The sequence below is a fragment of the Mesorhizobium sp. DxT genome (assembly GCF_058448885.1).
Map to the genome: position 1 here is coordinate 61,640 of NZ_JBZFLJ010000012.1, position 22,470 is coordinate 84,109.

General features: G+C 61.2%; 18 protein-coding genes. 13 read left to right on the top strand and 5 right to left on the bottom strand.

Annotated elements, in window-relative coordinates; translation table 11 throughout:
- Positions 1 to 375: 375 nt before the first annotated feature.
- The 3 genes from ACVJNE_RS20490 (at position 376) to ACVJNE_RS20500 (ending at position 2,346) form a co-directional block, all read left to right on the top strand.
- Positions 376 to 861 (top strand): DUF1772 domain-containing protein, encoded by a 486-nt coding sequence (locus ACVJNE_RS20490; RefSeq protein ID WP_499568597.1) that lies wholly within the window; start codon positions 376 to 378, stop codon positions 859 to 861.
- Positions 862 to 908: 47 nt separating this feature from the next.
- Positions 909 to 1,541, top strand: a complete 633-nt coding sequence (locus ACVJNE_RS20495) for a TetR/AcrR family transcriptional regulator (protein WP_499568598.1) — start codon at positions 909 to 911, stop codon at positions 1,539 to 1,541.
- A gap of 349 nt (positions 1,542 to 1,890) precedes the next feature.
- Positions 1,891 to 2,346: a Ros/MucR family transcriptional regulator gene (locus ACVJNE_RS20500; RefSeq protein ID WP_499568600.1), complete on the top strand. Its 456-nt coding sequence runs from the start codon at positions 1,891 to 1,893 to the stop codon at positions 2,344 to 2,346.
- 87 nt (positions 2,347 to 2,433) lie between these two features.
- Here the strand turns inward: ACVJNE_RS20500 and ACVJNE_RS20505 are convergent, their stop codons facing one another.
- Together ACVJNE_RS20505 and ACVJNE_RS20510 are read right to left on the bottom strand one after the other, a co-directional pair.
- Positions 2,434 to 2,841 (bottom strand): VOC family protein, encoded by a 408-nt coding sequence (locus tag ACVJNE_RS20505; protein WP_499568601.1) that lies wholly within the window; start codon positions 2,839 to 2,841, stop codon positions 2,434 to 2,436.
- 150 nt (positions 2,842 to 2,991) lie between these two features.
- Positions 2,992 to 3,591 carry a Crp/Fnr family transcriptional regulator gene (locus tag ACVJNE_RS20510; protein WP_499568603.1) on the bottom strand — a complete coding sequence of 200 codons (600 nt, stop codon included), beginning with the start codon at positions 3,589 to 3,591 and terminating at the stop codon, positions 2,992 to 2,994.
- A gap of 647 nt (positions 3,592 to 4,238) precedes the next feature.
- Between ACVJNE_RS20510 and ACVJNE_RS20515 the strand changes: the two genes are divergently transcribed.
- The 7 genes from ACVJNE_RS20515 to cysG all read left to right on the top strand — a co-directional run bounded on the left by ACVJNE_RS20515 (position 4,239) and on the right by cysG (position 14,681).
- Positions 4,239 to 4,844: an ANTAR domain-containing response regulator gene (locus tag ACVJNE_RS20515; RefSeq protein WP_499568605.1), complete on the top strand. Its 606-nt coding sequence runs from the start codon at positions 4,239 to 4,241 to the stop codon at positions 4,842 to 4,844.
- A complete protein-coding gene (locus ACVJNE_RS20520; protein ID WP_499568607.1) occupies positions 4,841 to 6,052 on the top strand; it encodes a CmpA/NrtA family ABC transporter substrate-binding protein in 1,212 nt (403 codons plus the stop codon). Before ACVJNE_RS20515 ends, ACVJNE_RS20520 begins: the two co-directional genes overlap by 4 nt.
- Before the next feature lie 367 nt (positions 6,053 to 6,419).
- Complete coding sequence (locus tag ACVJNE_RS20525) at positions 6,420 to 7,721, top strand: MFS transporter (RefSeq protein WP_499568609.1); 1,302 nt, start codon at positions 6,420 to 6,422, stop codon at positions 7,719 to 7,721.
- Positions 7,722 to 7,741: 20 nt separating this feature from the next.
- Positions 7,742 to 10,192: a nitrite reductase large subunit NirB gene (nirB, locus tag ACVJNE_RS20530; RefSeq protein WP_499568611.1), complete on the top strand. Its 2,451-nt coding sequence runs from the start codon at positions 7,742 to 7,744 to the stop codon at positions 10,190 to 10,192.
- A 4-nt stretch (positions 10,193 to 10,196) separates the two neighbouring features.
- Entirely contained in the window at positions 10,197 to 10,526 is a 330-nt protein-coding gene (nirD, locus tag ACVJNE_RS20535; RefSeq protein ID WP_499568612.1) for a nitrite reductase small subunit NirD, read from the top strand.
- A gap of 5 nt (positions 10,527 to 10,531) precedes the next feature.
- Positions 10,532 to 13,207, top strand: a complete 2,676-nt coding sequence (locus tag ACVJNE_RS20540) for a nitrate reductase (protein WP_499568614.1) — start codon at positions 10,532 to 10,534, stop codon at positions 13,205 to 13,207.
- Entirely contained in the window at positions 13,179 to 14,681 is a 1,503-nt protein-coding gene (gene cysG, locus ACVJNE_RS20545; protein ID WP_499568616.1) for a siroheme synthase CysG, read from the top strand. Before ACVJNE_RS20540 ends, cysG begins: the two co-directional genes overlap by 29 nt.
- Here the strand turns inward: cysG and ACVJNE_RS20550 are convergent.
- From ACVJNE_RS20550 to ACVJNE_RS20560, 3 genes are all read right to left on the bottom strand, one after another.
- A complete protein-coding gene (locus ACVJNE_RS20550) occupies positions 14,669 to 16,450 on the bottom strand; it encodes a sodium:proton antiporter (protein ID WP_499568617.1) in 1,782 nt (593 codons plus the stop codon). The genes cysG and ACVJNE_RS20550 overlap by 13 nt on opposite strands.
- 317 nt (positions 16,451 to 16,767) lie before the next feature.
- Positions 16,768 to 17,550, bottom strand: a complete 783-nt coding sequence (locus ACVJNE_RS20555; RefSeq protein WP_499568619.1) for an SDR family oxidoreductase — start codon at positions 17,548 to 17,550, stop codon at positions 16,768 to 16,770.
- Positions 17,547 to 17,870, bottom strand: coding sequence for a nuclear transport factor 2 family protein (locus tag ACVJNE_RS20560; RefSeq protein WP_499568620.1), 324 nt, complete (start codon positions 17,868 to 17,870; stop codon positions 17,547 to 17,549). The genes ACVJNE_RS20555 and ACVJNE_RS20560 overlap by 4 nt, the downstream gene beginning before the upstream one ends.
- A gap of 100 nt (positions 17,871 to 17,970) precedes the next feature.
- Here ACVJNE_RS20560 and ACVJNE_RS20565 point away from each other — a divergent pair, with 100 nt between their 5' ends.
- The 3 genes from ACVJNE_RS20565 to ACVJNE_RS20575 all read left to right on the top strand — a co-directional run bounded on the left by ACVJNE_RS20565 (position 17,971) and on the right by ACVJNE_RS20575 (position 21,627).
- Positions 17,971 to 18,864, top strand: coding sequence for a LysR family transcriptional regulator (locus ACVJNE_RS20565; protein ID WP_499568622.1), 894 nt, complete (start codon positions 17,971 to 17,973; stop codon positions 18,862 to 18,864).
- A 95-nt stretch (positions 18,865 to 18,959) separates the two neighbouring features.
- Entirely contained in the window at positions 18,960 to 20,075 is a 1,116-nt protein-coding gene (locus tag ACVJNE_RS20570; protein ID WP_499568623.1) for a nucleotidyltransferase family protein, read from the top strand.
- Positions 20,076 to 20,772: 697 nt separating this feature from the next.
- Entirely contained in the window at positions 20,773 to 21,627 is an 855-nt protein-coding gene (locus ACVJNE_RS20575) for a PRC-barrel domain-containing protein (RefSeq protein WP_499568625.1), read from the top strand.
- Positions 21,628 to 22,470: the final 843 nt, after the last annotated feature.

The following is a 22,470-nucleotide window of genomic DNA, read 5'->3' on the forward strand; positions in this document are numbered from 1 at the left end:
GAAAGAACGCCATCATGGTCGCCTCCTGTGTCTAAAGGTGCCAACGCGTGAGGACAGGTGCAGTTCCGAAAGTAGGCGCCCATGCATACAAGCGAAGCCGTCTAAAGCAGCGCATTTTGATCTATGAAGTTGTCGGGCTGGCATTCGTCTGCGGAAGGTCGGTCTGATCATCTACGGGCGGATGGCTGGAGCCTTTTCCAGCGTGCAGCTGCTCTTGCCGTAAAGCCCGAATGACATCTCTGGCTGTCCGGTGTCAGCACTCCCGGGACGATTCGCTATCTGAAAAACACGCTTTCGCGGCATTGCGCTTCCAGGATTCTAAATATACACTGTATATATATCTGAGATAAGATGACGCTCATGAGGTATCTATCAATGACCCAAGCGCTTGCCGTGATCGCGCTTGTCCTAGTTGCCGTCACGATGGGACTGGCCTTGGCCCACGCGCTCGAATTTCCCGGCAAGCTCCGGCTCGAGGAAAAAGACTACCGCCTTGTTCAGGCAATCTACTATCCGGGGTTCACCATCGGCGGGCTCGTCGGCGAGTTGGGTGCGCTGCTGTTGCTGCCCATCCTGCTCCTGCTCACGCCCTTCGGATCGGAGCGCTCCTGGTGGATCGCTGCCGCATTTGTGTTTCTCGTGGTCGGGCATCTGACCTACTGGTTCGTTACCCATCCCGTGAACAGTGTTTGGCTGAAGGACACACGCGTCTCAGGCTTGGGCTCGGGGTTCTTTTCCGCCTTTGCAGGTCAGGATGGGGATTGGCGCCAACTCAGGGATATCTGGGAGTATTCGCATATGGCACGCGCCGGACTTGCAACATTGAGCCTGATCGCCATGGCCGTCGCACTTACACAATAGGAGATGCGTATCCGCAGCGCCCAGATTCACCGTCCGCGAGTCGGTCTATGAGAGCCCGCGACCTAACACGGGGCAAGGTCATTGAGGCCGGCCTCCGTCTTCTCGACCGAGAGGGGGTGGAGGCCGTCTCTATGCGAGCCGTCGCTAAATCTCTGAGGGTGACGCCAATGGCCCTCTATAATCACGTCGACAGCAAGGACGATCTGTTGCGCGCGATTGCATCATATGTCCTCGACAAAGCAATGTTTGACGGCGGCGCCTCGGGCTGGCGCGACCAGGTAGTCTATTGCTTTAGTGAGTTTCGCGCCCTCTGCCTGCGGCATCCAGGCCTGAGTCGCCTGTTGGAGGGGCCTGATATCGCACCCACCAGCGCCTTCGCGCCTATGGAGATAACCCTAAGAGCTCTCGGCCAGGCGGGTCTGTCGGACCTTGATAGCGTGCGAACATATTTCACGCTCGTCAGCTTCACGCTCATGCAGGCTACCTACCAGAGCCGCGGAGACTACGTCGACCTGGAGCCAAATGCGGCCGCCCAGAGAAACCGCATTGCCGGGTTCAGTTTCAAGGTGCTGGAACAAATGGAGCTGCCGCGTCAGTGGGATTTCGATCGCGCATTCGAGTTCGGAATAGGTCTTATCCTCGACGGCGTCGAATCAGCCGTTCAGAGGAGGAGGGCTTGAAGATTGGCCGACCGCCATATTACCATCCTCATATTTCCGCCAACGATTTGGCTGCAAGCGCTCCAGACTATCTGATAGCGTCAGCGTCCAGCACGATGTTCTTGCGAAAGGATATGCTCAAACTTGACGGGGAACTGGCGTGCCTCCCCGCTCGATTTCCGCTCATCCAGACGCTAAAATAGCGTGCAGGTCTGCGCGATGAGCTACCGAGCGAGACTCTAAACGACTTCGGAACCGTTCCACCACGTACACGACGTTAGCAAAAGCGCGCGGATTGCGTTCCGCGTAAGAGCCGTCTATCGCTCCAACCGAATTCGGCAATCTCGCGAGTGACGACAGGAGTCAAGCTATGAATAAACAGGGAGAACGCGACCAGCTCGTCGCCCTGACAGCCGACATCGTGTCGGCCTACGTGTCCAAGAACCCCCTTCCGATGAGGGAACTGGCTGACCTGATCGAGAGCGTCCACAAATCGCTTGCCGGATTGACCAGCGGTGCAGTGCAGGAAACCGTGGCGGCACTGAAGCCTGCAGTTCCGGTGAAAAAGTCGGTGCATGACGACTACATCATCTGCCTTGAGGACGGCAAAAAATTCAAGTCGCTCAAGCGTCACCTCAGCGTCCATTATGGCCTCACGCCAGCCGAGTACCGCGACAAATGGGGGCTGCCGCACGACTACCCCATGGTAGCACCGGGCTATTCAGCAGCGCGATCCGCTCTAGCCAAGTCCATGGGACTTGGGCGGAAGCCGTCAGCGCCGGCTCCCAAGAAACGCAGCCGCCAGAAGGCTGCAGCCAGCGCTTGACCCGGCGCCCTGGCGCCGGAGCGACTCGACATTGGACGCGAGATCCACGATCCTTGGCGGTCCGATTTCAGGGCAGATCGATCGTGACTAATCTGTCGGCATGGTGCTCATGTCCATGTACATTGCTTCCCAGACGTGACCGTCGGGGTCAGCGAAGTTGCGGTTGTACATGAAGCCTAGGTCTTGGGCCGGGTTGATGTCGGCTGTGCCATCATGCTTCGCTGCTGCTGAATTCATTGCATCGACCGCGTCACGGCTGTCGCACGACAATGCCAAAAGCACTTCGCTTGAATGTGCGGGTGCGATCTGACGACTGGTGAAACTCTTCCATTTCGCGTGGGTGAGCAGCATGACATGGATCGTCTCCGACACCACCATGCAGGCGCTGCCGTCATCGCTGAATTGCGGATTTTTGGTGAAACCCAGCGCTTCGTAGAAAGCTTCCGACTTGGCCAGGTCGGTAACCGGCAGATTCACGAAAATCATCCTGGTCATTGTTCATGTCCCTCCATTTTCCGACGGCAACAGCTTGAGCAGTGACTGCCGGCAGGTTGAAGCGTCGGCGTGACCGCCACGGCGACTGCTTGGACATGACGCTTAGAGTGATCGGAGCGCGGGCGAATTGATGTTTGGTAAGAATGCGAGCTACCGCTTGCCCAAACGGCCAAAGGCAATCTTTTTACGCAAGCGGCTGAGGCTCTCCGGCGTGATGCCGAGCCAGGCAGCGATGTGATGCTGTTTCAAGCGCTTATGAAGATGCGGTTCCTTGCGAATGAAATCGAGGTAACGCTGCATGGCATCGTCATGGCGGAACGCGATCTCCACCGGCTCCTTTTCGATGATCCAGTGACGCTCCATGTAGGCGATATAGAAGGCTGCAATGTCCGGATATGTATAAACCAGCGCCTTGAAAGCCGCGAAGTCATATTCGAGGACATGACTGTTCTCGATGGCTGTAATCGTAAAGAGGCTGGGTTCGCGCAGCATCGTTGCACTCACAGACGCACCAATGCGGTTTTCCGGGAAGAAGTATTTGATGACCAGATCGCCCCCGCGACCGACATAGTGCTGGCACAGCAGACCTTCGACAACGAAGGCGAAAGTTGTGGGAACAGTGCCTGCCTGTACGAAGATTTCGTCCTTGCGATAATGGCGCGGACGCAGGAGGGACGCCCAGGCCTGCTCCGCTTCTCCGGACAGCTCAGCATAGGTGCGGATTTTGGCAAAGAATGCGGCCGTCGTCATTCCGTTGATCCCTTGGCGTTTGCGGATCAACTTGATGGCCTGTGGCTGCCTTGCCAAGTTGATTATGATTAGGCGGCGCGAAGCCGCCGAGAAGATTGAGGCCGCTGACGGCTGATTGTGAGGTATCCTCCGTCCGCCAATCTCGGTGACGCATTCGCGGAAGCATCGCTTTCGTGGCAATCCAGTCCTGTAGTGTGAGCTGCAGGTGATCAAGACCACCTATGGCGGGACCTCTGATCCTGGCCAGGAAGTCCGGGGGGGGAGTGCGTCGAGGCAAGAGCTGTGCAACCGACGCTAGCTTCGGGCTGGATTGAGGTGACCGCACAAGGTTGGTGCTCTCATGATTTCGCGCCGCCATGTAGTAGTGCCATTAGCGGGGTGTAAGGGCGCGCCGATCGGCTTCGTGGCTGTGACGATCGAGAAGATGGTTGTGGGCAGTGGCGAGACCCGTTGAAACGGTCCCAGGAAGGGGCAGTAGCCCCACTACAAGCCCACAAGACGGTCCTCTTTTTTGCGCGCTTATTCCGCACGGCCGTCCATGGTAGTGAGGCACTCTCCGACGCGGGGCTCACATACATGGACAGCCATATAAAGCTCAACGTATATGTTGCAACGCACAATAGGTTCGTTGATTCATGATGCTATGAATGAGTGTGCGTTCTAACCTTAAGATACTCGTCATCGACGAAAACACGATCCGTGCATCGATCATCGAGGCAGGACTGCGTGAGGCTGGCTACGCAGATGTTTGGGTCGTCAGCGAAATAGACGGGATCGCCACCAGGATCGAGACACTGGATCCAGATGTAATCGTGATCGATCTTGAGAACCCAAATCGCGATATGCTGGAAAGCCTCTTCCAGCTTGCAAAGGCAGTAAGGCGTCCCATCGCAATGTTTGTGGACCATTCGGATGCATCCTCGATCGAAGCCGCGGTCGAGGCCGGCGTATCGGCCTATGTGATCGATGGACTGCGCAAGGAACGGGTCAAGCCGATCGTAGACATGGCGATTAGCCGCTTCAACGCCTTCTCGCGCATGGCGCGAGAACTGGAGGAAGCGCGTACGGAACTGGAGAACCGCAAGCTGGTCGAGCGGGCTAGGGGCATCCTGATGAAGTCGCGCGGCATCTCGGAAGACCGAGCCTATGCGCTTTTGCGCAAGACGGCCATGAACCAGAATCGCAAGATCGCCGAGATCGCGCAGAGCCTCATCACCGCAGCCGGATTGCTCGAACCGGGAGACGAGACATGACCGCCGATTGCCGGATCACGGTCGGCTTCCTGCCACTTCTGGATAGCGCTCTGCTCATCGCCGCGCGCGAAAAGGGGTTTGCGGAAGCTGAAGGGATCGATCTCGTGCTGGTGCGCGAGAACTCCTGGGCGAGCGTCCGAGACAGGCTTGCGGTGGGCCATTTCGCCGCCGCACATATGCTGGCGCCGATGCCGATTGCCTTCAATCTCGGCCTTGCACCGCTGGCCACACCCACCATCGCGCCGATGGCGCTGGGGCTGGGCGGCAATGCGGTGACTGTTTCGGGACGACTGTGGGCGGCGATGCGGGAGGTAGGCGCTTCCCATGATCTTGACCCTGCCATCAATGGCGCGGCGCTGCGACAGGTGATCGCATCGCGGCAAGGGACAGAGAAGCTACGCTTCGCGGTGGTGCACCCGCATTCCGGGCACAACTACGAATTACGCTACTGGCTGGCCGCGTGCGGGATCGATCCACAGCGGGACACAGACATCGTGATCGTGCCCCCGCCGTTGATGCCTGATGCGCTGGCAGCGGGCCGCATCGACGGCTATTGCGTAGGTGAGCCTTGGAACAGCGCCTCCGTATTCCATGGAACGGGCCGCATCGTCACGACAAAATCGAAGATCTGGCGTTCGAGCCCGGAGAAGGTGCTGGGCGTGTCCGCCGAGTGGGCGGACGCCAATCCCGAGTCGCTCGGCATGCTGCTGCGCGCGCTCTATCGTGCAGCGCAATGGTGCGGCGAGGCCGCCAACCATGCGGAACTGGCGGCGATTCTCGCGCGGCCCGGCTATGTCGGATGCGATGTCGAATGGCTTATGCCGGCGCTGTCGGGGCAACTCCTGAATGGCGATGGGGGCGTGATCGCCGTCGACGACTTCTTTGTACCGCTTGCGCGGGCTGCCACCTTCCCGTGGCGAAGCCATGCGCTGTGGTTCTACAGCCAGATGGCCCGCTGGGGCCAGATCGAGGCCAGCGAAGCTGGCGAGCACATCGCGCGCGAGACTTATCGTCCGGATCTTTACCGCGCCGCGCTCGGCCCGCTCGGCGTCGCCCTGCCGGGTGCAAACGCCAAGGTGGAGGGATCGCTGGTCAAGGCGACGCCAGTCGGATCGGCGGGGGCAAGCCTTGTTCTGGGCCCCGACGGCTTCTTCGATGGCGGGGTCTTCGATCCGGACCAGATCGCTCGATATCTGAGCCTGTCATAGCGGCCTGGATCGCGTCCGGCACCCTGCCTTTTGTCGTGCAGTGCACAAATCTTGGGCTGGCAACAACGACGCTTTGAATAAAAAGTGGTCAGCCGCGTCAGCCCGCAACAAGTGGCGTTGGCGCGTAAATATCTGATATTGCTCGTTCTTCACTTCAATTCTGAAACTGGCACGTAAACTGCTTGGTTATTTGCAGGCCTGATGAAGGGCCTTCAGATTTCGCGTCCAATGACGGGCGCATCAGGCAAAGCCGCCGATCAGCTTCTGTCGCGTGCCCGTATACCGGTGCGCGTGAAGACTGATCGGCGGCTTTTTCTGTTTTCAGCCAGCGCACAGCCACTCCCAGGGGCTGATGATGGAGCCAGAAATGACTGAAGCCACCAAGACCACCCCAATTCCAGAAAGCCCCGCCAGCCGGGCGCTTGCAATGTCCACCATCGCTTTCACCGTCTGCTTCGCCGTATGGACGATTTTCTCGATCATCGGCGTTCGCATCAAAGACGAGCTCGGCCTGAGCGAAACGCAGTTCGGCCTCCTGGTCGGCATGCCGATCCTGACCGGATCCCTCGTCCGCATGCTGCTCGGCATCTGGACCGACCGTCTCGGCGGCCGGCTGGTCTACACCGCGACCATGCTTGCATCGGCGCTGGCGACGTTCCTGCTCGCCTTTGCCACTACCTATGCGCAGATGCTGGTCGCCGCCCTCGGTGTCGGCCTTGCGGGCGGCTCCTTCGCGGTCGGCGTCGCCTATGTCTCGCGCTTCTATCCGGCGGGGCGCCAGGGTACGGCGCTCGGTATCTTCGGCGTCGGCAATGTCGGCGCGGCCGTGACCAAGTTCGCGGCGCCCTTCGTGCTGCTGGCATGGGGCTGGCAGAGCGTGGCGCTGGTGTGGGCCGCCGCGCTTGTGCTGATGGCCGCTGTCTTCTGGCTCTCCACTGAGGATGACCCGGTGATCCGCCAGCGTCGCCTCACCGGCGCCGGCCAGCCGCGAAGCTTCCTGGCCGAATTTGCACCGCTGCGCGACATGCGGGTCTGGCGCTTCGCGCTCTACTACTTCTTCGCGTTCGGCGCCTTCGTCGCGCTGGCGCTGTGGCTGCCGCGCTACCTGATCGGCGTCTACGGCTTCGACATCGCCACCGCCGGCATGATCGGCGCGGCTTATTCCATCCCCGCCTCGATCTTCCGCGCTTATGGCGGCGTGCTCTCCGACCGCGTTGGCGCACGCACCGTGCTCTACTGGACCTTTGCGGTCTCCGCCGTGTGCTGCGCAGTGCTGTCGATCCCGGCGACCGACTATCTCGTGCAGGGCATCGACGGGCAGATCGCATTCCACATGGCCATCGGCCCGGTTGCCTTCGTGGCGGTTGCCTTCGTGCTGGGCTTCTTCATGAGCCTCGGCAAGGCGGCCGTCTACAAGCACATCCCGGTCTACTATCCCGACAATGTCGGCGCGGTGGGCGGCCTTGTCGGCATGATCGGCGGCCTCGGTGGTTTCATCCTCCCCATCGCGTTCGGCGCGCTCAACGACCTCACCGGTATCTGGTCGAGCTGCTTCATGCTGCTCTTCGTGCTGGTGGGCGTCTGCCTGATGTGGATGCATCTGGCGATCCGGCAGATGGAAAAGCGCGCTGCCGAGCCGTCGGGCTCGCTCGCCCAGGCCGCGGAATGATCGGGCGGGAGATGATGGCCATGACAGAGAAACTCGTCATCATCGGCAACGGTATGGCTCCCGGCAGGATGCTGGAGCATCTGCTGGAAGCCGCGCCCGGCCGCTATGACATCACGATCTTCAACGCCGAACCGCGCGTGAACTACGACCGCATCATGCTGTCGCCGGTGCTTTCGGGCGAAAAGAGCTTCGAGGAGATCGTGATCCATGGCGATGGCTGGTACGTCGCCAACGGCATCGTGCTCTACAAGGGCCACAAGATCGTCGCCATCGACCGCGAGGCGAAGACGGTGACGTCTAACCATGGCGTGACGGAATCCTACGACAAGCTCGTGATCGCGACTGGGTCCGTCCCTTTCATCATTCCGGTGCCCGGCAACGATCTGCCGGGTGTGCTGACCTACCGCGATCTCGACGACGTCGACGCCATGCTTCTGGCCGCCCAGTCGCGCCAGAAGGCGGTTGTGATTGGAGGTGGCCTTCTCGGCCTCGAAGCCGCCGCCGGCCTGAAGGAGCGCGGCATGGAGGTGACGGTGCTCCACGTCATGCCGACGCTGATGGAGCGTCAGCTCGATCCTGCCGCCGGCTACCTGCTGCAACGGGCGGTCGAGGCAAGGGGCATAAAGGTCGTCACGCGGGCAAACACCAAGCAGATCGTCGGCAATGGCAAGGTCGAGGGCGTCGAACTCGACGACGGCACGGTCATTCCAGCCACGCTGGTGGTGATGGCAGTAGGCATCCGGCCCAACGTGACGCTGGCAAAGGATGTCGGGCTGACGGTCAACCGGGGCATCGTCACGGACGACCGGATGCGCACGTCCGATCCGGATATCCTCGCGCTCGGCGAATGCGCGGAGGTGGGCGGGCATGTCTACGGCCTGGTTGCGCCACTTTATCAGATGGCGCGCGTGGCGGCGGCCGCGCTGGCCGAAACCGGCGAGGACCATTTCGCCCATGCAGACACGCCGACGAAGCTGAAGGTCACCGGCATCGATCTTTACTCCGTTGGTGATTTCGCCGATGGCGACGACCGCGAGGAAATCGTGCTGCGCGACGCTTCGGCCAGCATCTACAAGCGCGTCGTGCTCAAGGACGATCGCATCATCGGCACCGTGCTGTTCGGCGAGACGGCGGACGGGGCATGGTTTGCCGACCTTCAGAAGAAGCAGACCGATGTGTCGGAGATGCGCGACACGCTGATCTTCGGGCAGGCGTTTCAGGGGGGTGCCTCGGCGGACCCTTTGGCGGCCGTTGCGGCACTCGCGGATGATGCGGAAATCTGCGGCTGCAACGGCGTCTGCAAGGGTAAGATCGTTTCAACCATTACCTCCAAGGGACTGACGACGCTGGACGACGTGCGCGCCCACACCAAGGCGTCCGCCTCCTGTGGCACGTGCACCGGGCTGGTCGAGAAGCTGATGCAGCTTTCGCTCGGCGACAGCTACAACCCCACTGCGGTTCAGCCGATGTGCTCCTGCACGGAACTGGGCCATGACGAGGTGCGTCGGCTCATCAAGGCGAAGGGTCTCAAGACGATCCCCGCCGTGATGCAGGAGCTTGAGTGGAAGACCTCCTGCGGCTGCGCCAAATGCCGGCCCGCGCTCAACTACTATCTCGTCGCCGACTGGCCCGACGAATATGCCGACGACTACCAGTCGCGCTTCATCAACGAGCGGGTTCACGCCAACATCCAGAAGGACGGCACCTACTCGGTCGTGCCGCGCATGTGGGGCGGTGTCACCTCTTCGAAGGAATTGCGGGCCATCGCCGATGTGGTCGACAAGTTCGCGATCCCGACCGTGAAGGTGACCGGCGGCCAGCGTATCGACATGCTGGGCATCAGGAAGGAGGACCTGCCCGCGGTGTGGGCCGATCTCGGGCAGGCGGGTTTCGTTTCCGGCCATGCCTACGCCAAGGGGCTGCGCACGGTGAAGACCTGTGTGGGGTCGGACTGGTGCCGTTTCGGCACCCAGGATTCCACCGGTCTCGGCGTCCGCATCGAGAAGTTCATGTGGGGTTCGTGGACACCCGCCAAGGTGAAGATGGCGGTGTCGGGCTGTCCGCGAAACTGCGCCGAGGCCACCTGCAAGGATGTCGGCGTCATCTGCGTGGATTCCGGCTTCGAGATTCACTTCGCCGGAGCCGCCGGGCTCGATATCAAGGGCACCGAGGTTCTCGGTCTGGTCAAGACGGAGGACGAGGCGCTCGAGGTGATCGTCGCGCTGACGCAGATGTATCGCGAGCAGGCCCGCTATCTGGAGCGCATCTACAAGTGGGCGAAGCGCATCGGATATGACGAGGTGCGGCGGCAGTTGCTCGACGATGTCGAACGCCGCAAGGCCTATTACGACCGCTTCGTCTACAGCCAGCAATTCGCGCAGGTCGATCCGTGGTCGGAACGCGTGTCCGGCAAGGACAAGCACGAGTTCCAGCCAATGGCGGCCCTTTCCTTCCAGCAGGCAGCGGAGTGACGCGATGAACTGGCATGAAATCGGCACTATCGAGGACATTCCGGCGCGCGGGGCACGCTGCGTGACCACGCCGCAGGGCCGTATCGGCGTGTTCCGCACGGCGGACGACGAGATCTACGCAATCGAGGATCATTGCCCGCATCGCGGCGGTCCGCTGAGCCAGGGCATCGTCCACGGCGCCGCGGTGACGTGCCCGCTGCACAACTGGGTGTTTTCGCTCGAAACCGGCAAGGCGCTGGGTGCGGATGAGGGCTCCGTCAAGACCATCCCTGTGCGGGTGATCGACGGGCGCATCCTGCTGGGGCTCGAGCGCGCACTGATGGCGGCGGAGTGACGGCAATGCAGGATCTGCCGGCAACCGAAGTGAGGACGACCTGCCCCTATTGCGGGGTGGGTTGCGGCGTGCTGGCGCGTGTCGCCGCGGACGGCAACGTGACCGTCCGCGGCGACACCGACCATCCGGCGAATTTCGGCAGGCTGTGCTCGAAGGGTTCGGCGCTGGGCGAGACGACCGGCCTCGAGGGACGGCTGCTTGCACCGGAGATCGGCGGCCGCGAGGCGCCATGGGACGAGGCGCTGGACCTCGTCGCGCGCCGTTTTTCGGAAACCATCGAAAAACATGGACCGGATTCGGTCGCGTTCTACATTTCCGGGCAATTGCTGACCGAAGACTATTACGTGGCCAACAAGCTGATGAAGGGCTTCATCGGTTCGGCCAACATCGACACCAATTCGCGGCTCTGCATGGCGTCGTCGGTTGCCGGCCATCGCCGCGCCTTCGGCGAGGATATCGTCCCTGGCACCTATGAGGACCTCGATCAGGCCGACCTTGTGGTGCTGACCGGATCCAACACCGCATGGTGTCATCCGATCCTCTATCAGCGGTTGCTGGCGGCTCGCGAGGCGCGGGGCACCAAGATCGTCGTGATCGATCCCCGGCGCACGGCCACCGCAGAGGAATGCGACCTGCACCTCGCAGTCGACCCCGGCACCGACGTGCTCCTGTTCAACGGATTGCTGGCCCATCTCGATATTGCCGGCGTGATCGACCGCAATTTTGTCGACTCTTCGACGACCGGCTTTGCCGAAGCGCTTTCGGTCGCGAGCGCGGAAGCATCCTCGCCCGGCGCTGTTGCCGCCGGATGCGGGTTGGCGGAAGCCGACGTGCGGCTGTTGTACGAGCTGTTTGCCGCAACGTCGCGAACCGTCACCGTTTACAGCCAGGGCGTGAACCAGTCGGCGCATGGCACCGACAAGGTCAACGCCATCATCAACTGTCACCTTGCGACCGGTCGCATCGGCCAGCCCGGCATGGGGCCGTTTTCGGTCACGGGGCAGCCCAATGCGATGGGCGGGCGCGAGGTCGGCGGGCTGGCCAACCAGCTTGCCGCCCACATGAATTTCGACCGGCCGGAAGACGTCGAGCGCGTCGAACGGTTCTGGAGCGCCCCTGCGATGGCGCGGAAGGCTGGTCTCAAGGCGGTGGACATGTTCCGCGCCGCCGGCGACGGGCGCGTCAAGGCGCTGTGGGTCATGGGTACCAATCCGGCGGTCTCGATGCCGGATGCCACGCGCGTGCGAACGGCCCTGAAATCATGCGAGTTCGTCGTGGTCTCGGACGTGACCCGCACCGATACGACCCGCTATGCCGACGTGCTGTTGCCCGCCGCCGCATGGGGAGAAAAGAGCGGAACCGTCACCAATTCCGAACGCCGCATGTCGCGCCAGCGTCCGTTCCTGCCGATGCCGGGCAAGGCGCGGCCGGACTGGCGCATCGTCTGCGACGTCACACAGCGCATGGGTTTCGGCGATGCCTTCACCTATGAAGGGCCGGCCGACATCTTCCGCGAACATGCGCGCTTGTCGGGTTTCGAGAACCAGGGCGAAAGGCTGTTCGACATCGGTGCATTGGCGAAGATTGCCGATGCCGACTACGAGCGGTTCACCCCCCGCCAGTGGCCGCAGATGAGTAACGGCAAGCAGGCGGAGCGCCTGTTGAACAAAGGGTGGTTCCCGACGCCGGGCGGAAGGGCGCGCTTTGTCGCCGTGCGCCAGGAAGCTGTGGCCCTGCCGGTTGATGCTCAGCGCCCGATTGCGCTCAATTCCGGCAGGCTGCGCGACCAGTGGCACACCATGACACGGACCGGCAGGGTTCCGCGGCTGATGGCGAACGCGCCCGAACCGACACTCGACATCGCGCCGCGGGACGCGCATCGACAGGGACTGAAGGACGGCGATATTGCGCACCTGTCGAGCAGCTACGGATTTGCCCGCGCGCGGGTCAGGGTTTCGGACGGCCAGAAACCGGGTACCGCTTTCCTGCCGATGCACTGGAGCGGCCAGTTTGCTGCCAATGCGGGCGCGGGGTCGCTCGCCACGCCGCTGACCGATCCGTTCTCCGGCCAGCCGGAACTGAAGAACGTTCCCGTACGCATAGAACGCGAAGCCATCGCCTGGTCCGGGGTGCTGATGACACGGCGCGAACTTCGGCCGACCGGCTTCGTCCACTGGACGCGGCATCCGGTTGACGGGGGCTGGGTCTACGAACTGTGCGGCACCGAGACGCCGGACCAGGGCATCCTCCTGTCGCGACGGCTGCTGGACGGGTTCCCGCGCGATCAGTTGATGGAATACACCGACCGGCGCGGCCTGACCTATCGTGCCGCGGCCCTCGATGCGGCCGGTGCTCTCGCCGCGGCACTTCTGGTCGCACCGCCCGACCAGCTTCCGCCGCGCGACTGGCTCGTCTCGCTGCTTGGTTCGCGCGATCCGCTTCCGCCGGCGCAGCGCATGGCGCTTCTGTCCGGACGGTCGCCGGTGCCGATGCCGTCGGTCGGCCGCATCGTCTGCTCCTGCTTCAACGTCGGCGAACGTCAGATAGCGGCCGTGGCTGCGCGCGGGGTCGCTTCCGTAGAGGAAATCGGCCATCAGCTTCGCGCCGGCACCAATTGTGGCTCGTGCCGCTCGGAAATCAGGAAACTGCTGAATGAACATAGTCTCCAGGCAGCCGAGTGATCTGGCGCCGCGCATCGGTTCGCTGGGCGTCCTTCCCGTCTTCCTCGATCTCGCGGGCAAGCGGGCCATCGTCGCCGGTGGCAGCGAGGCCGCGGCTTGGAAGGCGGAATTGCTGGTGGCGGCAGGCGCCGAAGTCGACCTCTATGCCGGCGGGCTTTCAGAGAGCATGGGAGAATTGATTGCCCGCCACACGCGCGTCCGCCACTATCCGCGAAGCTGGCGAGCGGAAGACTTTCAAGGAGCGGCGGTGGCGCTGTGCGACGCCGAAGACGAGGACGAGGCGATGGCCTTCGAGCGTGCCGCGCGCGCATCGGGCGTTGCGTGCAATGTGATCGACCGGCCGGAGCACTGCCACTTTCAGTTCGGAACCATCGTCAACCGCTCGCCGGTCGTCGTCGGCATATCGACGTCTGGCGCTGCGCCGGTTCTGGGGCAGGCGATACGTCGTCGCATCGAGACGTTGTTGCCGTCCACACTCGCTGCTTGGGCCGGGTTGGCGCGGCAGTGGCGCAACCGCGTCGCCGAGGCGCTGCCGGCCGGGCCGGCAAGGCGCCGGTTCTGGGAACGCTTCGTCGACCGTGCGTTCGGCCCCGCGCCGGATGAATCCGACGAAGTCGCCCTGCTACACGGTTTGCAAGACTTCGACGGTCGCGGCCATGTCACCTTCGTCGGGGCAGGGCCCGGCGATGCGGAACTCATCACACTCAAGGCCGTGCGCGCGCTGCAGGCAGCCGATGTCATCCTGTTCGACGATCTCGTGTCGGACGCGGTGCTGGAGCTGGCCCGGCGCGAGGCAAAGCGCATTCTGGTCGGCAAGCGTGCGGGACGCCCAAGCTGCAAGCAGCACGAGATTAACGCCATGATGGTGTCGCTCGCCAAGGCCGGGCGACGCGTAGTGCGGCTAAAGTCGGGTGATCCGATGATATTCGGGCGGGCAGGCGAGGAGATAGCTGAACTGGAAAGGCATGGCATCGGCTACGACGTGGTGCCAGGGATCACTGCTGGGCTCGCATTGGCCGCCACTCTTGGCGTTTCTCTCACCCACCGTGACAAGGCGCGATCGGTTCGTTTCATCACTGGGCATTCACAGCATGGCGGCCTACCTGATGATATCGATTGGATGGCGATAGCCGACCCCTCGACCACGACGATCTTCTACATGGGCGGACGGACAGCTTCCTCGATCGCCTCGTTATTGATCTCTCATGGCATGCCGCCAGAGACGCCGGTGGTCATTGCGGCCGACATTGGCCGGATCGGGGAGACCAAGCTATGTTGCGATCTGGCGGATCTGTCCGAAGGGATCAACACCTTCCTCACCGGCCGCGCAGTGTTGATCGGAATCGGTTCCGTGTTCGCCGAGAGGGGAACGGACCAGCCACCCGCGTGGCTGCGGGGTCATCCTGGACGGTCGAGTTCGGCGGCACTTGCCCGCGAGTCCATTTGGGGCGGCGTGCAAGATCACAAACCGTAGTACAGATAGATCGCGTAACAGGATGCTAGTCCGACGACAATGTTCATCGGGAGTCCGATCTTGACGAAGTCGCTAAACCTGTAGTTGCCGGCGCCATAGACAAGCGTGTTGGTCTGATAGCCAATGGGCGTCGCAAAGCTCGCGCTTGCACCAAACATGACTGCTACAACGAGCGCCCTTGGCTCGATCCCTATTTGTTGGCCAAGCCCGATAACGATGGGCGTGAAGATGACCGCGACTGCGTTGTTCGTCACGCATTCGGTCAACGTTGAGGCGAGCGCGTAGACAATGAGCAAGGCGACGAAAGGTGAGACCACCGACATGACTGGCGTGACCGTCTCGACAACAAGCATCACGGCACCGGTCTCCTGCAGGCCTTGACCGACGATCAGCATTGCGAAAATGAGGATGAGGATTCCACCGTCGATCGAGCCCCATGCTTCGTCTTCATCGATGCAGCGCAGCACGAGAATGGCAGCCACTGCGATCATCGCTAAAATCCCGATATCCATCACATTGAACGCTGCAAGGACGACGACCAGGCCAAGCGCCAGCAGTGCCAAAGGAGCCTTGGTGCGGCGGAACGCGCGCGCCGTCGAGCGGGTGACGGAGACGAGTTCGCTCTGATCTGAAAGCTCGTCGAGTGCTTCAGGCGTGCCTTCGAGCAACAGCTTATCCGCAGGCCGCAGTCGCGTCGTGCCGAGATCGGGACCGGCGACATGCTTATGCCGGTGGACACCCAGAACCCGCACGCCGAAGCGACGACCCAGCGTCAGGCTTGAAAGAGGCGTGCCTTGGCTCATCCGGCCGGGCGCGACCACAGCCTCCACGGCAATCCGCTCGCCGTCGCCCGCTGCCCCCCGACGTTGCCCTACCCGTAGGCCTTCGCGCTCGTTTAGCGTCAACAGCTCCTGCGACTTGGCGACGACTATGAGGGAATCGCCCTTTTTAAGGACGATGTCTTGGTAATTCTTCCGCACCACGTTGCCGTCGGTGCGAACTCCCGTAATGCGGACGCCCGGCTGGTTGAAGTCGGCAATCTCCTCGATGGGCTTTTGGGTATAGATGCCGTCAGCCAGGATCGTAACCTCCGAGAGAAATTCGCCGTCGCCATCGGCGAACAGGTCTCCATTTTCCTCTCGTCGGTCCGGCAATAGGAATTTGCCGAGCACTAGCATGGTGATAATGCCCGTCGCGGCGGCGACAAGTCCGACGGGTGTGATCTCAAAGATCGAGAAAGACGCCAGCCCCTGTTCGCGAGCAACGCCATCAACCAGAAGATTGGTCGACGTGCCGATCAAAGTCAGCGTTCCGCCAAGAATGGCCGCATATGATATGGGTATCAGAAGCCGTGTTGATGCAATGTCGAGCGCAGCGGCTAGACGGATGACGATCGGGATCAACACCAGGACGACAGGCGTATTGTTCATGAAGGCGGAGGCCGCGAGCGCGGCCAGTAAGAATACGACCAGCGCCAGCCTTGGGTATTTCTTGGAGCGGTCGAGCACCACTCCGGCGACGTTCTCCAGGACACCTGTACGCACCAGGGCACCGGTGAGAACGAACATCGCACCAATTGTCAAAGGTGCGGAATTGGAGAATACCGCCATTGCCTTGTCAGTTGGCACAAAGCCGAGGACGAGGAAAAGCGCAGCCCCAGCGGATGCGGTGACGTTGGCCGGATACTTCTCCCAGACGAACATGACAAAGAGCAAAAATACGAGCCCGAGGGCAATTGGAGCCTCGTAGCTCGCAAGAAGTCCGGCCATCATTTCCTCATGCGCCCAGATCCGAGCCTCCTAAACGCGGAACCAGCGACTTTGGGTCCATCAGGAAAAGAGGGATTTATCAGTAGCAAACCGATTGACGTGGGACGCGCCCGCCGGGCTCAAGATGGCGGCTGAAGCCGGTGATCGGATTGATCTCCGTTTTGTGAGGAACTTGAGGCGCACATAAGAGCGTTGCCCGACCGCCTTGGATCGCGTCTACGTTTCCGTCTTTCGGATGTTCCATGCCTCGGGCGCTGTCGGCGGTGATCAACCGCCGACAGCCGTGGATCTGAATGTCGTGCGGTCGATTTACACGGTCAGACGGTCGGGATTGTTCCGCCGTCGATTATGTACTCGGCGCCAGTGATGCTGCCGGCGCGGTCCGAGGCAAGGAATGCGATCAGGTTCGCGACCTCCGCCGGCGAGGATGGCCGTCCAAGCGGGATACCTCCAAGTGAGGCCATAATGCGCCGCTTGCCCTCTTCAACGTCCATGCCGGCCTGCGTGCCGATACGTTCTGCAAGGTGCACAGACGCCTCGGTCTCGATCCAGCCTGGCGAAACGCGCACGACGCGAACACCTTTCGGGGAAACCTCCTTCGACAGCGCCTTGCTGTAAGTCGAGAGCGCAGCCTTCGCGGCCGCGTAGGCTGTTGTCGCCTCCGGCAGCGGCAAACTGCGCTGTATCGAGGTGACGTGCACAACCACGCCACCACCTTGAGAAATCAAGCCCGGCAGCAGCGCTCGATCAAGCCGAACGGCCGGCATGAGGTTCAGGTCGAACTCTCGCCCCCATTCTCTATCATCGAGCGCCGCGAACCCTCCGGCCGGCGCCGAGGAACCGCCGAGCATGTGGACGATTATGTCGACACCGCCCCAGCGCTCCTGTACTGCGGCTGCAAGGGTAGCGCAGCCCGCTGCCGAGGTCAGGTCAGCACCAACAAAATGCACACCGTCTTCGAGCTTGTCAGGCCGTGTGCGGGCGCTAGTGATCACCTCGGCGCCGAGTTCGCGGAAAAGCCGCACCGTTGCCGCCCCAGCGCCCCGCGTGCCAGATGTGATGAGCGTCCGTTTTCCCTCAAGGCTGAGGAAAGGGATCATGGCACGATTTCCAGTTCGGCGATCCTGTCGCCTACGAGGACAAAGAAATACCTCAGCTCGACCGGACTGCCCGGAAAGTTGCCGGTGACCGTGCTCTTCACGACCGTCCGATCTCCCTCCGTTCCAATGGTCTGCGGCTCAACCGTGTAGGTGTATGCCGTGGAAGCTTCAGCCGTCCAGCGGCGGATCGCGTCAGGTCCGACGTGAAGCTTGCGCTCATCTTTCACCATACCATCGGCGGTGAAACACATTGCAACGGCATCAGCGTTGCGGCTGCGATCGGCCTCAAAATAGCCAGCGATCGGTCTCGGTAGGTCCATCGTCTCTCTCCATGTGCACTCCGATGGAACCAACATAAGGCTCGACGTGCATCGCGATAATTGGGATAAAGATGGACATCACATTACGAAAAGCTGAACAATGTCGCGGCATGGACTAACCGAACTCGAAGCGGTTCTTGCTATTGCAACGCGCGGTTCCTTCCGCGCGGCCGCCCTCGAACTCGGCCTGTCAACCACGGCATTGAGCAACCTGATCGGCAAGGTTGAGAGGCAGCTCGGCGTGCGCCTCTTTAACCGTACTACCCGTAGTGTCTCGCTGACGGATGCAGGCCGGACGTTCGTTGACCAGGTCTCGCCGGCGGTACGCGATATCCGGGAGGCGATTGCTGCCGTTAAATCGCAGCAGGACACACCATCCGGCACGCTACGTATCAATGCGTTTGCAAGCGGCGCGCGCGAGATTCTTCAACCTTTGGTGCTCGAATACCTGCGGCGCTACCCGCAGGTCCATGTTGATCTGGTTACCGAAGGCCGGCTCATCGACATCGTTGCCGAAGGGTTCGACATGGGCCTTCGGACAGCCGACCTGGTACCAAGCGACATGATCGCGGTACCGCTCGGGCCGGCCCGCCGCTTCGCCGTCGTCGCGACGCCGCAATACCTTGAGGTCCACGGCAGGCCGCAGGTGCCGCCGGACCTCCTTGGCCATAGCTGCATTCGAGTTCGCCTTCCTAACGGTGCGCTCTATCGGTGGCATTTCGAGAAAGATGGCATCCCCATGCAGATCGACGTCACCGGTCAGATCACGCTCGATGAGACGACGCTTGCGCTGATCGCGGTAAACGACGGGATTGGGATCGGCTTCTTCATGGAAGCAGACGTTCGCAACGACCTCGTCGCCGGACGGCTGGAGCGTCTTCTGGAAGAATGGACGCCGCCGACGGCTGCCCTCTGCCTTTACTATCCTGGCCGCAGGAACCAGTCGGCCGCATTGCGCGCCTTCATCGAAATGGCGCGTAAGAGAATGGCATAAAGTTATTACCGTTTTCGCTGATATGGTAATAACTCATCTGGCGCCTGCAATGCAGCTGTGCTATTACCACTTTCGCGTAAACGGTAATAACGCAAATGCAGCACATCTCTCACAGCTACCAAACCATCTACTCAGAACTGGCTCAGCGCGCATTGGATGGTGCTTTCACCTCTGAGTTCAGCGCTGACGGCCGCTTCGTCACCGCTGCGGTAAAGGGCCGTCGCTACTGGTATTTCGACATGCCTGACGGGCAGGGGGGAAAGAAGCGAACCTATGTCGGTCCTGTCGACGATCCTGAGGTCACCAAACGGGTGGACAACTTCAAGGACCTGAAAACCGACCTCCAAGAACGCAGGAAACTGGTCTCTACGCTCGTTCGTCAAGCATATTTGCCACGACCTGAACGAGGCGTCGGCGAGATTGTCCAAGCGTTGGCCGATGCAGGCTTCTTTCGGCTTCGTGGTGTTTTAGTTGGGACCGTCGCCTACCAATGTTATCCGGCGGTTCTGGGGGTCCGTCTGCCCCGCACCTCCATGGCTACCGCCGATGCGGATTTTGCTCAATTCCATTCGATCTCGGTTGCCGTCGAAGATCAAATGCCGCCGGTGCTTGAGACGCTGAAGCAAGTGGATCCAACCTTTCGAGAGATACCACATCAAAATGACGGTCGCTTCACAACGCAGTATACGTCCCGCGCCGGATACAAAGTGGAATTTCTGACGCCGAATACAGGATCGGAAGAATATGGCGGACGCCCTGCTCCAATGCCTTCACTTGGAGGCGCGTCGGCGCAACCGCTGCGATTTCTGGATTTCCTGATATATAATCCGATCCGTGCCGTTCTGCTGCACGGGGCAGGCGTTCCGGTGAACTTGCCCGCACCTGAACGATACGCAATTCACAAGCTGATAGTCGCAAGCCGGCGCCGGACCGACGGCGATGGCACGGCAAAAAGCCGCAAAGATCTCGCACAGGCTGCAACGATCATGGAGGTCATGATTGCCCAGCATCAGGCGGAGGACCTGGCCGAGGTTTTCGTTGAGGCCTGGGAGCGCGGGCCCGCTTGGCGCGAAGCGATCCGCAAGAGCATACGTCAGATCGAAGACGGCGCCAGAACGCAGATCTACGCGGGTCTGTCTCATGGCATTCGGAATCTCGAAATAGATCCTGCTGATCTCGGACTCGACAAGATGTTGGAGAATGGCGAATAGCTGAGCAACCGACGATCGCAGCGACCGACTGGAAACTCCGGATCCTCTGACTTCATTTCGACAAGCCATCGCCGAGGGCAGGGGCTCTCGGATTACCGCGCTACGCTGATTTCTTCGGCCACAGGACGAACATCTCAACTGCGCTCGGAAGGGTCTCATTGACGTTGACTTCCGGCGGCACGGACGCTGATTGACAACAATCACTAAAACAAAAGAAGATCATATCGACACTATATATTTCCCTCAGGGTAACAACGAGACGAGTGTCGCGTCGTGCGCGCCGGTCATCGCTCGGTAGCGGTGTCGCATCAGAAAGACTGAAGTGACGGTACTTCTCTAGGGTCGGGTTTCGACATGGCGTTCTGCCAGCCAACATTATTCATGTCGGCCACGTCACTACGGCGCGCTGTTGCGTCGGCCTCAACCATTGATGCAAGGTGCTAGTAGCGTCGAGTGGCCGTCCCCGATGTGGGTGTCATTTCCGGGGCACCTATCAATTCGCCAGTGATGATAGCAATCTTGCCGACGAATGTTGAGGCATCCCGGCTATCGGTCAATTCGCACACCCGCCCCCGGACGGCCGTTCACATTACATTTCATTTTGGAACTTTTGCGGAGCGCATTCGGTTGGCCCCGTATCACCGCACCACGAGAGTGCCCAACCAACCTCGAATAGAAGGGTGGACCCACTATGTTAATGAGAACGCTGACCACAACCGCGATCGCAACAGGCTTCATTGCCGTGACAGCTACGGGCGCAGCCGCACAGACCTCCTCTGAGGAAAAGCCAGAGCTGGCTGAATCGTGCCTGACGGAGATCAACGACTTCGCGGCAACGATGAATGAGGACGAGTTCTGGCTTACCGGCTGGGGTACTGGCGGGTATGGCACGCCGCCTGGGCCGCAAGCTACTCGTTCACCGGCAAACTCGCCGTCAACGACCGACGACACAACCGCCAGAATGATGCAGGACCCGCGCGGGGAGGTGATCGGCATTGATACGCCACGATACCAGATCAGAGCGCTCTATGGAGCTAGCCGAGTGTTGCTTCATCGCGGCGACAATGAGGGTTGCGAGTACATCGTAGCCAAGATGAACGAGATTTACGACAGCTACTCACAGGAGTTGCGGGATGCGGGGGTGGACCCCGCGTCAGTCACGACCTGGCGGCAGGAACAGCTGGCGCTCGCTGAACCCTTGGATGCCCCCGGCAGTGCTACCTATCGCGTTGAAGACATCACCGGGACTGACGTGCGGAATATGCAGGATCAAGACCTCGGGAGCGTCAATGATGTGGTCATCGATCCCAAGTCAGGCACACCCTCGCATCTTATCGTAGCCCGAGGCGGCGTCCTCGGGATCGGCGAAGACTACTATGCGGTACCATGGAATGAACTGCGTGCAACTCCGGGAATGAATACGATCGTCGTAGATCGCACGCAGGCGGAACTTGAACAGGCCCCATCGGTCGATCCGGACCGGCTCCGCAATCCGGCCACAATGATGGAGGAGCGACGCAGGACCGATGAGTTCTGGACACAGCGCGGCTAGATGGCCGGCACAGTGAAAAAAAGGGGCCCCTTGACCGGGGCCCCACTGCTGATCTCGCATCTGACGTTTGGACGCTTGCGAACGTCTCGTATATCGGCGCTATCCCCGAGCCGTGGCGGTTGATTTGCAAGCCTGCTTGCCGGCGATTGCAGTGTAGAAGCGCCCTAATCCGGCGGTATGCTCCTCGCCTGACGTGAGCGGCTCAATCCGCGTCGGCGGTTGCCGCTAAGGCGCCCCGCACGGCTAGCCTCAAGAGTCTATCCTTGACCGCCCGCGACTGATCAAGCGCCGATCGCTCGAGACCGACAAGCTGGACCGGATTGGATCGACCGGCCACAATTCCCTTCCACGATAGGCTGGCCAACGCCGGCATCGATCCAGAAGCAGCTTTCTGGACCGAAAGGGCCGGGAGCAGCCTTTGCTCCACCTGGCTGAAATCAGTACCGAATGGGGAAAACCGGCAGCGAGCCGTCCCGAACGGCGGGAGAAAGCCAAGCTCGCAGCCGGTCCGGCCCTTAGCGCACCCACAGCAGCTATAGGTTTGCGCGAGACCCGCGCACTTGCTGGCCCGCCGCAATGATATCTTTACCTAGGCTGGAAGAGGCAGGCGGCAACGGGAGCCGCCTTCGACAGTTCGCAGGCAAGGCCCGCGAATCAGTTCTTCTCCGACGGGACTCGCGCTATCCACGATTGGCAGGCCTTGATTTCCTCGGCCTGCGTGTGCTGCCGAAATCGGGGATAAGCGCAACTGGCTGACGGGGTCTGTTTTCCTGGACGGCTCTGTACACACAGTAGCCAATGCATAGAATGCTGATGAATCGAAACATCTGCGGTTCTCCGGTT

Coding starts and splice junctions, on each gene's coding strand:
- ACVJNE_RS20500 (WP_499568600.1), top strand. CDS start 1,891: ATGAATAAACAGGGAGAACGCGACCAGCTCGTCGCCCTGACAGCCGAC.
- ACVJNE_RS20515 (WP_499568605.1), top strand. CDS start 4,239: ATGAGTGTGCGTTCTAACCTTAAGATACTCGTCATCGACGAAAACACG.
- ACVJNE_RS20570 (WP_499568623.1), top strand. CDS start 18,960: ATGCAGCACATCTCTCACAGCTACCAAACCATCTACTCAGAACTGGCT.
- ACVJNE_RS20505 (WP_499568601.1), bottom strand. CDS start 2,841: ATGACCAGGATGATTTTCGTGAATCTGCCGGTTACCGACCTGGCCAAG.
- ACVJNE_RS20520 (WP_499568607.1), top strand. CDS start 4,841: ATGACCGCCGATTGCCGGATCACGGTCGGCTTCCTGCCACTTCTGGAT.
- ACVJNE_RS20560 (WP_499568620.1), bottom strand. CDS start 17,870: ATGGACCTACCGAGACCGATCGCTGGCTATTTTGAGGCCGATCGCAGC.
- ACVJNE_RS20555 (WP_499568619.1), bottom strand. CDS start 17,550: ATGATCCCTTTCCTCAGCCTTGAGGGAAAACGGACGCTCATCACATCT.
- ACVJNE_RS20540 (WP_499568614.1), top strand. CDS start 10,532: ATGCAGGATCTGCCGGCAACCGAAGTGAGGACGACCTGCCCCTATTGC.
- ACVJNE_RS20495 (WP_499568598.1), top strand. CDS start 909: ATGAGAGCCCGCGACCTAACACGGGGCAAGGTCATTGAGGCCGGCCTC.
- ACVJNE_RS20550 (WP_499568617.1), bottom strand. CDS start 16,450: ATGGCCGGACTTCTTGCGAGCTACGAGGCTCCAATTGCCCTCGGGCTC.
- ACVJNE_RS20510 (WP_499568603.1), bottom strand. CDS start 3,591: ATGACGACGGCCGCATTCTTTGCCAAAATCCGCACCTATGCTGAGCTG.
- ACVJNE_RS20490 (WP_499568597.1), top strand. CDS start 376: ATGACCCAAGCGCTTGCCGTGATCGCGCTTGTCCTAGTTGCCGTCACG.
- ACVJNE_RS20565 (WP_499568622.1), top strand. CDS start 17,971: ATGTCGCGGCATGGACTAACCGAACTCGAAGCGGTTCTTGCTATTGCA.
- cysG (WP_499568616.1), top strand. CDS start 13,179: ATGAACATAGTCTCCAGGCAGCCGAGTGATCTGGCGCCGCGCATCGGT.
- nirD (WP_499568612.1), top strand. CDS start 10,197: ATGAACTGGCATGAAATCGGCACTATCGAGGACATTCCGGCGCGCGGG.
- ACVJNE_RS20525 (WP_499568609.1), top strand. CDS start 6,420: ATGACTGAAGCCACCAAGACCACCCCAATTCCAGAAAGCCCCGCCAGC.
- nirB (WP_499568611.1), top strand. CDS start 7,742: ATGACAGAGAAACTCGTCATCATCGGCAACGGTATGGCTCCCGGCAGG.
- ACVJNE_RS20575 (WP_499568625.1), top strand. CDS start 20,773: ATGAGAACGCTGACCACAACCGCGATCGCAACAGGCTTCATTGCCGTG.